The sequence below is a fragment of the Archangium minus genome, assembly GCF_044360475.1.
Taxonomy (GTDB): domain Bacteria; phylum Myxococcota; class Myxococcia; order Myxococcales; family Myxococcaceae; genus Archangium; species Archangium minus.
In genome coordinates this window covers 1,979,541-1,990,428 of the sequence record NZ_CP043494.1, presented here as the reverse complement: position 1 = coordinate 1,990,428, position 10,888 = coordinate 1,979,541, and the positions used below count along the sequence as shown (strand labels likewise).

At 69.8% G+C, this 10,888-nt stretch carries 4 protein-coding genes; 3 read left to right on the top strand and 1 reads right to left on the bottom strand.

Going from position 1 to position 10,888, the window contains the following annotated elements:
• The first annotated feature begins 10 nt into the window (after positions 1–10).
• The 3 genes from F0U60_RS08240 (at position 11) to F0U60_RS08230 (ending at position 8,655) form a co-directional block, all read left to right on the top strand.
• Positions 11–1,690 (top strand): PhpK family radical SAM P-methyltransferase, encoded by a 1,680-nt coding sequence (locus F0U60_RS08240; protein WP_395816245.1) that lies wholly within the window; start codon positions 11–13, stop codon positions 1,688–1,690.
• A gap of 67 nt (positions 1,691–1,757) precedes the next feature.
• Entirely contained in the window at positions 1,758–6,305 is a 4,548-nt protein-coding gene (locus F0U60_RS08235) for an amino acid adenylation domain-containing protein (RefSeq protein WP_395816242.1), read from the top strand.
• Positions 6,306–6,318: 13 nt separating this feature from the next.
• Positions 6,319–8,655 (top strand): M28 family metallopeptidase, encoded by a 2,337-nt coding sequence (locus F0U60_RS08230; protein ID WP_395816239.1) that lies wholly within the window; start codon positions 6,319–6,321, stop codon positions 8,653–8,655.
• 29 nt (positions 8,656–8,684) lie between these two features.
• Here the strand turns inward: F0U60_RS08230 and F0U60_RS08225 are convergent, their stop codons facing one another.
• Positions 8,685–10,715 carry a RiPP maturation radical SAM C-methyltransferase gene (locus tag F0U60_RS08225; protein ID WP_395816236.1) on the bottom strand — a complete coding sequence of 677 codons (2,031 nt, stop codon included), beginning with the start codon at positions 10,713–10,715 and terminating at the stop codon, positions 8,685–8,687.
• Positions 10,716–10,888 lie beyond the last annotated feature (173 nt).

Genomic DNA, 10,888 nt, shown 5'->3' with positions numbered 1-10,888 from the left:
AGGAGCAGTCATGGCGGAGTCGACACGTCGCGATTGCATCATCATCGGATACAACGAGACCCCATTCGACGAGTACGAGGCCGGGCTCAGGCGCTACGGCGAGGACTCCGAGGCGTACCGGGATCTGAAGTTCAGCTTCGTCGAGCTCGAAGGCCGGCGCCTCAACTACGTGGACCTGCTGAACCACGTCTATCGCAGGGCCCTGCCCTCGGGGAGGCATCACCCGGAGTTCCGCTCCGGAGACATCCCGAGCCTCGCGGCCGTCTACCTCTCCAGCTTCCTGCGCCGCCGCGGCCATGACGTGACGTACCTCAACCTCTTCCAGCACGAGAAGGAGCGGCTGGCCGAGTTGCTCGCGCAGAACCCCCGCGCGGTGGCCATCACCACCACCTTCTACGTCCTCAATGATCCCGTCATTGAGATGGTGCAGTTCATTCGCCGGCACAACCCCGAGGTCCGGATCATCGTCGGCGGTCCGCTCATCTCCAACCATCACCGGCGGTACGAGGGGAACGAGCTCGCGGTGGTGCTCGACGATCTCGGCGCGGACATTTACGTCGTCGAGAGCCAGGGCGAGCTCACGCTCTCGCGGGTGCTCGAGCGGCTGAGGGCGGGCCAGGATCTGGAGGATGTTCCCAACATCATCTACCCCGCCAGCGGCGGCCCCGTTCGCGCGGGGCGCTACCGGCTCAACCCACCGCAGGCGGAGAACAACTCGCTCGACGAGAACTTCATCGACTGGCGCGGTGTGGCGGAGGGCTCGCTGGGGCCCACGCTCCAGACCCGCACCGCCCGGAGCTGCGCGTACAGCTGCTCGTTCTGCGCCTACCCCATGCGCGCCGGCAACCTCACCCTCGCGGGCATGGATTCGGTGGAGCGCGAGCTGGAGGCCATGGCCGAGCTGGGCACCCGGAACGTCGTCTTCATCGACGACACGTTCAACGTGCCGCTGAAACGCTTCAAGGAGCTGTGCCGGTTGCTGATCGAGCGCCGGTACGGCTTCAACTGGTTCTCCTACTTCCGCTGCAGCAACTCGGACGACGAGGCCGTGGATCTGGCGGCGCAGAGCGGGTGCCGCGGCGTCTTCCTGGGGATCGAGTCCGGCTCGCCGCGGATCCTGAGCAACATGAACAAGGCCGCCACGGTCGACAAGTACGTGAACGGCATGAAGCGGCTGCATGCCAACGGCATCCTCACCTTCGCCTCGTTCATCCTGGGCTTCCCCGGCGAGACGGCGGAGACCGTCGATGAGACGCTCGCGTTCCTCCAGGAGACCCGGCCGGACTACTACCGCGCGCAGCTCTGGTACTGCGAGCCCGGCACCCCCGTGGACGCGAAGCGACAGCAGTACGGAATCTCCGGCCAGGGCTTCATCTGGCGACACGCCACCATGGAGAGCCTCGAGGCGATGGATCACATCGACCGGCTGTTCCTCACGGTGAAGGACTCCTCGTGGTTGCCGCAGTGGTCGTTCGACTTCTGGATCATCCCCTACCTGCTCGGGCGGGGGCTCCAGATGGATCAATTCAAGGCGCTCATGCGGCTGGCCCACCAGCTCCTGGCCCTGGAGATCGCCTCCGTCCCTCCGGAGGAGAAGCGCGTCCGGCAGCGGGACTACGTGGGGCAGATGGAGGCGCTGGTCCGCCAGTGGAGCGAAACCTCCCCACAGGCGGCGTCCATCGGGCGATGATGGAACAGGCGGGGCCTGTCGCCGGACAGAGGTCGGCGATCCCCGCGTGACGTTCGGGAGATCGCAAGTGAGCATCGAAAGGTATCGGCTCTCGCCCCAGCAGCTTCGCCTGTGGCGGTTGCACGGCAGGAACCAGCCGCTCCGGGTCCAAGCCCTGATGCGCATTGAGGGGGCGCTCCGCCCGGACGCGCTCGAGCGCGCGGTGGCCCGACTCGTCGCGCGCCACGAGGTGCTCCGGACCCGCTTCCCGACGCTACCCGGGCTCGACACCCCGGTGCAGGAGATCGCCGCGAGCGGTGAGGCGGAGTGGGACCGGGTGGATCTCCGCGCCTTTCCCGCCGCCACGCGCGAGGAGCGCGCCCGCGCCCACTTCGAGCAGGTGGCCCAGCGTGCCTTCGCGCTCGATACCGGCCCCGTGCTGCGCGTGGTCCTGATGACGCTGGACACCGGGCAGCACCTGCTCGGACTGGTGGCCCCGGCGCTGTGTGCCGACGCCGCCACCCTGCGGCGGCTCTGCGTGGAGTTGCAGCGGGACCATGCGGGGCAGGCGCAAGGCCCGGCACAGGACGAGGAGCCGACCTCGCACCTCTCCTTCTCCGAGTGGCAGAACGAGCTGCACGAGGAGCTGGCGGACCGCGCCCACCCCGCCGCCATCTTCTGGGAGAAGCACGGGAGAACCACGGGCGCGGCGGTGACGCTGCCCTTCGAGTCCCCCACGAGCATGGCGCGGACGTTCGACCCGGCCTCGCTGGAGCTGACGCTGAGCGGCGGGCAGCTGGAGCGGCTCGACGCGGCGGCGCGCGAGCTGGGGTGCACACTCGACGGGTTGGTGCTCGCCACCTGGAGCGCGGAGCTCTGGAAGCTGACCGGCCAGGCGGACCTGGTGCTGGGACTCCAGAGCGACGGGCGCGAGCACGCGGAGCTGGCGGAGCTGGCCGGCCCCCTCGCGCGATGGGTGCCGCTGCGCGCCCGCCTCGACGCGGCCCAACCTCTGGGCGAGCTGGCCCTGCAGCTCCAGCAGGCGCAGCGCGAGGTGCTGGAGTGGCAGCGCTACTACAGCTGGCCCACCGCGGACGGCGAGCGTGTGCCCGGCCGCGACTTCCCCGCCATCGGCTTCCGCTGGGAGGACCTCTCGGAGGCAGCGCTTGAGGGCACTGGGGAGCTCCGGCTCGAGCAAACGCGCGCCTACGTTGATCAGTTCAAGCTGTGCCTCTGCTGCACGCGGACGCCCTCCACGCTAACGCTCGAACTCCAGTCCGATCGCTCCCTCTTCCCGCCCGCCGCCGCCGAACAGGTGCTCGGGCAACTCGAGGCGCTCCTGGAACAGCTCTCCCACGCGCCCCGCGCACGGCTGGAGGAGCTGGATCCCGTGAGCCCCCGCGAGCGGGCGCGGTTGCTGGTGGACTTCAACGCCACGGCCCGGGAGCACCCCGCGCGCTGCGTCCACACCTGGTTCGAGGAGCAGGCCGCGCGCCATCCGAATCGGGTGGCGCTCGTGTACGAGGAGAGCACGCTCACCTATGCGCAGCTCGACGCGTGGGCCAACAAGGTAGCGCACGGGCTCCGCCGCCGGGGTGTGGGCCCGGAGACACGCGTGGGGCTGTGCCTCAACCGCTCGCTCGAGATCATGGTCGGCATCCTGGCCGTCCTGAAGTCAGGCGGGGCCTACGTCCCGCTCGATCCGGCCCAGCCCCGGCAGCGACTCACCGGGCTGATCGACGACATCCAGGCGAAGGTGCTCCTCACCCAGAAGCGGCTGCGCGAGACGGTGCCAGCGACCGAGGGGCACGAGGTGCTGTGCCTCGATGAGGAGTCCACCTTCGCCGAGGAGCCCTCAGACGCTCCGAGCGGCGGCGCCCTCCCGGAGCACCCCGCGTACGTCCTCTTCACGTCCGGCTCCACCGGCCGCCCCAAGGGCGTCGTCGTCGAGCACCGGCAGCTCCACAACTACGTGGCAAGCGTGATGGAGCGGCTGGAGCTGCCCGAGGGCGCGGCCTACGCCACCGTCTCCACCTTCTCGGCGGACCTCGGTAACACCGTCATCTTCCCCGCGCTATGCAATGGGGGAACCCTGCACGTCATCTCCGCCGAGCGCGCGTCGGATCCGGCAGCCTTCGTGGAGTACGTCCGGCGCAACCCGATCGACGTGCTCAAGATCGTCCCCAGCCACCTGCGCGCGCTCGCGAGCGCTGGCGCAACCGAGGCCCTCCTCCCGCGGCAGCGACTCGTGCTCGGCGGCGAGGTGACGCCCCGCGCGTGGGCCGAGCAGCTGCAAACCCAGGCGCCGGGGTGCCGGATCTACAACCACTACGGGCCCACCGAGACGACGGTGGGTGTCATGACGTTCCGGATGGATCCATCGCGGCCCTTCGTCGCGGCCAGCACCCTCCCGCTCGAGCGCCCCGTCGACAACACCCAGGTCTACGTGCTCGACGCGAGGCTGCGCCCTGTGGCGGTGGGCATGGCCGGCGAGCTCTACATCGGCGGCGCGGCGCTCGCCCGCGGGTACCTCAACCGCCCGGACCTGACCGCGCAGGCGTTCCTCCCCAATCCGTTCAGCACCACGCCCGGGGCGCGGATGTACCGGACGGGGGATCTCGCCCGCCACCTGCCCGATGGCACCCTCGAGCACCTCGGCCGGGCGGACAACCAGGTGAAGTACCACGGCTACCGCATCGAGCTGAGCGAGCTGCGCCACGCCCTCAACCAGCACCCGCAGGTGCGTGACAGCGTGGTGATGCTGAAGCGGGACACGAACGGCAACGAAGTGCTCGTCGCCTACTACGTCTCGCGCCAGGAGCAGGATCGCGATCAGCTCCGGGCCTTCCTCGCGGAGCGGCTCATCGAGGAGGTGCTCCCGAACACCTACGTGCACCTGAAGAAGCTGCCGCTCACGCTGAACGGGAAGATCAACTACGACGCCCTCCCCTCGCTGGAGGAGGCGCGGCAGCGGCAGCGGAGCAACCTCGTCGCCCCCCGCACTCCCATGGAGGCCACGCTGGCGCGCATCTGGTGCCAGGTCCTGAACCTGAAGGAGGTGTCCGTCACCGACAACTTCTTCAGCGTGGGCGGCGATTCGATCCTGGGGATCCTGGTCGTCTCGAAGGCCAACCAAGCGGGGCTGAAGCTGACCCCGCGGCAGCTCTTCCAGCACCAGACCATCGCCGAGCTGGCGAGCGTCGCCACCCAGGCGCCCGCCGCGCCGACCGACGAGGGGCCACTCACCGGGCCGCTCCCGCTCACCCAGATCCAGCGGTGGTTCCTCGAGCAGGAGGTGCCAGAGCTCGACAGCTGGGGCATCGTCGTGCCGCTCGAGGCGCGGCAGCCGCTGGACGCGTCCAGGCTCCAGCAGGCTTTGACCGCGCTGCTGCACCACCATGACGCGCTCCGACTCCGAGTGACGCGGAGCGGGTCCGACTGGGAGGCACTGATCGCCCCGCCCGACGCGCCAATGCCCTTCACGCGGATCGATCTCTCCTCGGTGCCCGACGCCCAGCTCGAGGAGCGCTTCCAGGAGCTCGGACGTGAGCTCCAGGCGGGGCTCAGGCTCGCTGGGGGCCCCCTGGTGGCGACGGCCCTGCTCGAACTGGGGCCCCACCGCCCGAGCCGGCTGCTGATCGCCGCGCACCGGCTCGTGGTGGACGGCGTCTCCTGGCGCGTCCTCTTCGAGCAACTGCAGATCGCCTACGAGCAGCTCGGGGAAGGCCGCGCGTGCCAGCTGCCTCCCAGGACCACCTCGGTGCGCTCCTGGCTCGAGCGCCTCCAGGGCTACGCGGACTCGCCCCGGCTGAGGGAGGAGCTGGCTCACTGGACCGCCCAGGGGCAGGAGCCGCCCCGGCTGCTGCCGGTGGATCACCCAGGGGCCACTCTGCCCACGAGTCTGGAGCGGGCGCTCACGCACTCCCTGTCCCGCGATGAGAGCCGGCAGCTGCTCAAGGAGCTGCCCGAGGCCTACCGGTGTGAGATCGGCGAGCTGCTGATCGCCGCGCTGGCCTGGGCCCTGCGGGAGTGGACCGGCCATCCGGAACTCCTGCTGGACGTCGAGGGCCACGGGCGCGAGGACGTCTTCGAGGACGTGGATCTCTCCCGAACGGTGGGATGGCTCACCTCGTTGTACCCGGTGCGGCTCACGCCGGAGCAGGCGGGGCCCGGCGCCACCGTGCGGACGGTGAAGGAGCAGCTCCGCTCGGTGCCGAACCGAGGCCTGGGCTACGGAGTGCTGCGCTACCTCTCGACGAACGCGGAGCTCCGCGCCCGGCTGGCCGGTGCTCCCCAGGCCGAGGTGCTGTTCCGGTACGTCGGGCAGTACCACCTCTCGGGCCCGTGGTTCACCGTGCTGGACCACCCGGAGCAACGGGCCCCCACGCGTCGGCACAAGCTGGCGGTGATCGTGCGCATGGCGGACGATCAGCTCCACGTCACCTGGTACTTCAGTGCCGCCCTGTACGAGGTCGCCACCGTGGAGCGGCTCTCGGCCCGGTACCTGGAGGCGATCCGGACGCTGCTCGCGGAGCGCGGCGCCCCGGATCGTCAGGTGTTCGCGCCCTCGGACTTCCCGCTGGCCGGGTTGGATCAGGCCAAGCTGGACAAGCTCATGGGCAAGCTCAAGAAGTAGCACCGGACGAGACGTGGACCCGACACGCCCCCCCTCACGCGACAAAGCGCTCCGCCCATGGCTGCCTGGCCTGGGTCTCGTCCTCGCGGTCGTCGCGATCCAGGGCGGTGCGAGCCAGACGCCACGCCCCCTCGCCGCGGACGCGCCCTCCTCCGAGTTCTCCGAGGAGCGCGCTCAGCGCGTCATGCGCCACCTCGCGGAGGACATCGGCCGACGCATCCCCGGCACCCCCGCCCACCGGGAGGCCGCCACCTACTTGCTCGGCGTGCTGCGCGAACTCCCGCGCATCGAGGTGGAGATCCAGGATGTGGAGGGGGTCTACCTCGATGACGACACCCTGATCGCCTACAGCACCCAGAACGTGGTGGCCCGCCTGCCGGGACGCAGACCGGACGCGGTGCTCCTCTCGGCCCACTACGACTCAGCCCCCGAGGGGAGCGGAGCCGCTGATGATGCGCTCGGCATCGCCGCGATGGTCGAGGTGGCTCGGGCGCTCGCGAACGGGCCGGAGCTCGAGAACAGCGTCATCTTCAACTTCAACGGGGCCGAGGAGTATGGCCTGCTCGGCGCGGCTGGATTCATGAAGCACCGGTGGGCGAGCCAGGTCCGTGCCTTCGTGAACCTCGAGGCCACCGGCTTGGGTGGACGGGCGATCCTCTTCCAGGCCGGGCCGGACGCCTCCTGGCTCCTGGATGCCTATGCCCGCGCCGTGCCCGACCCCTTCGGCGATGTGCTCGGACAGGACCTCTTCCAGAACCAGTTGATCCCGGCGAACACCGACGGCCACGTGTACCGGACCGCGCGGATCCCCGGGCTGGATCTCGCCCTGTTCCAGGACGGCTACGCGGTGCACTCCCCATTGGATCGACCCGAGCGGGTGGAGCCCGGCAGCCTCCAGCACATGGGCGACAGCGCGCTGGCGGTCACGCGCGAGCTCACCTCGCGGCCATTCCCGTCCGAGGGCGCCTCGGGCCCGTCCATCTACTATGACGTGCTGGGGCTCTGGATGATCCGTTACGGCCTCCAGGGGGCCTGGGCCTGGGCCGCGGTCGCCGCGCTGCTCGCGGCCGGTGCCACCGTCCTCGCCGTGCGGCGGAGGGTCATCCGGCTGTTCGTGGCCGTCGAGGGCCTCGGGTTCCTCGTGGTCTCGCTCGTGGTGGCGCTGGTGCTCCCGGTGGCCCTCGCCTTCCTGCCCTACTACGCCTTCAACCGCCCGCACGGCTGGTACTCCTCACCGTGGCTGGCCGTCGCGGCCTTCGGCGGGCTCTCCATCACGGGAGCGCTGCTCCCCCGCGCGTTATGGGCCCGAAGGCTGACCTCCCGGGGAGTGCCCTCACAGGAGCGGATGTGCTCGGCGTGGCTTGCCGGGCTCTGGCTGTGGGTGCTGACGCTCGGGGCCATGCAGCTGCTGGAGCTCGGCACCGCCTACCTTCCGCTGTGGTGGACGGTGGGCGGCGCGCTCGGGCTGATCGCCGCCTCCGCCTTCACCTCGCCTCGGGCCCGGTTGGCGGCCCTGTACGCAGGATGGTTGCCAGGCCTGGTGCTGACCGTGCAGTTGGGCCGTTCCCTGTTGGAGCTCTTCATCCCAGTGGCGGGCCACCTCCGGCTGGGGGTGCCGCTCGATCCGTTGGTGGCGCTGCTGGTCGCTCTGCCGGTGGTCTCGGCGTCCGTGCTCGGGCTCGCCCCTCTCCAGGAGAGCACCCGCTTCGGCCCCTCGATCGCCGCGTTCGCCACGGTGGGCGTGGCCTTCCTGGTCGCGCTGATCTTCCACTTCCCGTACACGCCCGAGCGTCCCAAGCGGCTCTGGCTGGAGCACCGTCAGCAGGAGGGCCAGAGCAAGCTGCTGTTCTCGAGCTGGGACTTTCCCGATCCACTCGCGGCGCTCTCCGGGCAGCCCGGACAACTCCATGCGACCGCGCGGATGCCGGGCTTTCGCGGTGGCTACGAGGCTCCGACGCCGCCCGCGGCTCTGCCCGCCCCCGGGCTCAAGGTGCTCGAGTCGCATTACGATGAGAGCACGGCGCTCCGCACCGTGCGGTTGCGCATTGAACCGGGCACAGCGTACCTCGTCCGGCTGAGGATCCCGAAAACAACCCTCGCGGGCTGGTTGCTCCCGGCTCCCCTCCCTCCACTGGATCCGGACGACACGAGCTACGTCCTCGACGTGCTCTCTTCGCCCGGGGGGAGCCGCGAGCTCTCGCTCCTCCTGAAGGATCGGGAGGAGGTGCCGGTGGACGTGCAGGCCTTCTTCGCGGAATGGCCGCCGCCGCTCGAGGAGGCACGCTCGCGGCTGCCGGCGTGGACGACGACGAACCTGCGCGTGTCCACGTACACCACGCTCCGGCTCTGAGCACCGGAGGGCCGTGGTGGCTCGTCGCCCTACGCCTTCACCTGGACGGGCTGCGAGACCGCGTCACCCACCTGCTGGAGCGAATGACGGGGGCCCGGCAACGACGCCCCGGCACCGCGCCGTTGCTGCTCCGCCGCGTGGGCCGCGCGGATGCGCCGCACAGCCATCTCGGGCGTGAAGGCGGGCGCCAGCGAGAGGAACCTCCCTCCCTCCAGGTGCGTCCCCTCCCGGTAGAGCAGGCCCTGCTGGTTCCACGTTTCGATCAGCTCCGCGAGCTGCCCCGCGTCGGCCCGGCCCGGCTCGATGAACTCGCGGCGGAGCTCCTCCCAGCGGCGGATCTCCGCGCAGAACATGTAGACATCGCGGGCGAGGCCCTCGAGGACGACGTTCCGGAGCACCCCGGTCCGCGCGTCGAAGATGCGCATGGAGTGCCCGCTGTCGAGGTACGTCAGCAGGTGCCGGTACTCGGTGGCGCGGGCGGCGGCGTAGGCGGCCCCCCACTGCTTGCAGAGCACGCGGACGCTGCTCCAGTCAGCGGCGGGTGTGTCCTGATCGTACGAGAGATCGAGCAGGCACAGGCGCTCATAGAGCTGCTCGGGCAGCCCGACGCGGTAGAAGTCGGCGTTGCGCAGGTTGCGGATCCCGTACTCGTCGTTCAGCACCTGGACGGTGGCCCCGCGCCCAAGCCAGAAGCGGTTGGCCGAGAGCGGCTCGTAGGCGAGCGCGAACTGCTGGATGGTCGCGAAGGTCTCCTCCACCTCCTCCTGCCGCCCGCCGGGGAAGTCGGTGAGGAGGTTCGCGCCGTTCACGATCCCCAGCTCATGGCAGATCTTCATCACCTGCAGGTTGGTGATCACCGACGTGCCCTTGCCGATCCGCTTCAGGTATGACTCGGAGAGGCTCTCGATCCCGAACTGGACGAAGCGAACACCGGCCTCCCACAGCAGCAGCAGCTCGTGGGGACGGATGTTGGCGCGCATTTCGTAGAAGATGACGAAGTCCTTGCCGGTGTCGATGAGCCGCCGCGCGAAGTCGTCCACCCCCTTGAGGCGGATGATGTTGTCGAGGAAGAAGAGGACGTTGTTGTGGTAGCGCTCGTTGAGGGCCACCACCTCCGAGACGAGCCGCTCGGCCCCCTTCTCGCGGTAGCCGTTCCACTGCACGTTCAGGTTGCAGAAGTGGCACGTCGCCTTGGGGTTGCCGGTCCGCTTGGCCCGATCCCACCAGCACCCCCGAGAGCCCTCCACCGTCATCAGCCAGAAGATGTTGAGCGCCTCCGCCTTGGCGGCGTACTCGCTGTAGTCGGAGATGGGCAGGCTGTTGACGTCGGAGACCTCCCAGAAGGGCGCGCCACGCGGGAGCGCGCCGGCGGTCTCTCGCGAGATGAGCCCCTTCAGGTCGCTGACATCGGAGGATCCCGAGGCCAGCCGGCGCGCCAATGCCAGCAGCGGCTGCTCGCCCTCCCCTTGGATGACGTAGTCGAAGCTGTCGAGCTCCTGGAGCAGCGACGGGCCGACGCGCTCGGAGACCGTTGAGCCCCCGAGTACGATCCGCGTCCCGGGGGAGCGCCGCTTGAGCCGCATGCTGAGCGCCAGGTTCGCGAAGAGCTGGCCGAAGCAGGTCGTCAATCCGACGAGCTCGTAGCGCCCAGCCACCTCCTCGGCGACGCGCTCCAGGTGCGCCTCGAGGCGGGAGTGGATGACGTCGAACGCGCTCGCCCAGGTCGGGCTCTCTCCGTAGATCGCCGGCTCGAGGAAGCTGCCCCGCCCCACGAGCGGCGCACCGGACTCCTCCATCCGCGAGATAAAGAAGTCGCGCACCTGCTCCTTCCGCTCCGGGAAGCACAGCGCCGCGTACAGCATCTCCCCGACGTCGTACGAGGACTGTGAAATCTTGTCGTAGCAGCCGAAGCCAAGCGCCACCGCCGCATCGAGGAAGTCCGAGCGGCAGATCACCTCGAAGCCGGGCTCCTGCTGCTTCAGGTAGGCGCTCAACGCGCCCAAGGCGGCCGACGGGTGGCGATACAGCGACCAGGGAAGCGCGATGAGACAGATTCTCAAGGGGAACCCACGTGGTGACAGGAGGGGGGGTGAGGTTACCGCAGCGCGAAGCGCCCCTCCAGACGCCTCCGGCGGGCCCGCCGCTGTCGCTTGCACCGGGAGGCGACGGGCGCAAAACTGGGCGTAGAATTTCCCAAGCAATCGGGTGACCCGCCAGCGAGCAGAAGCCTGGG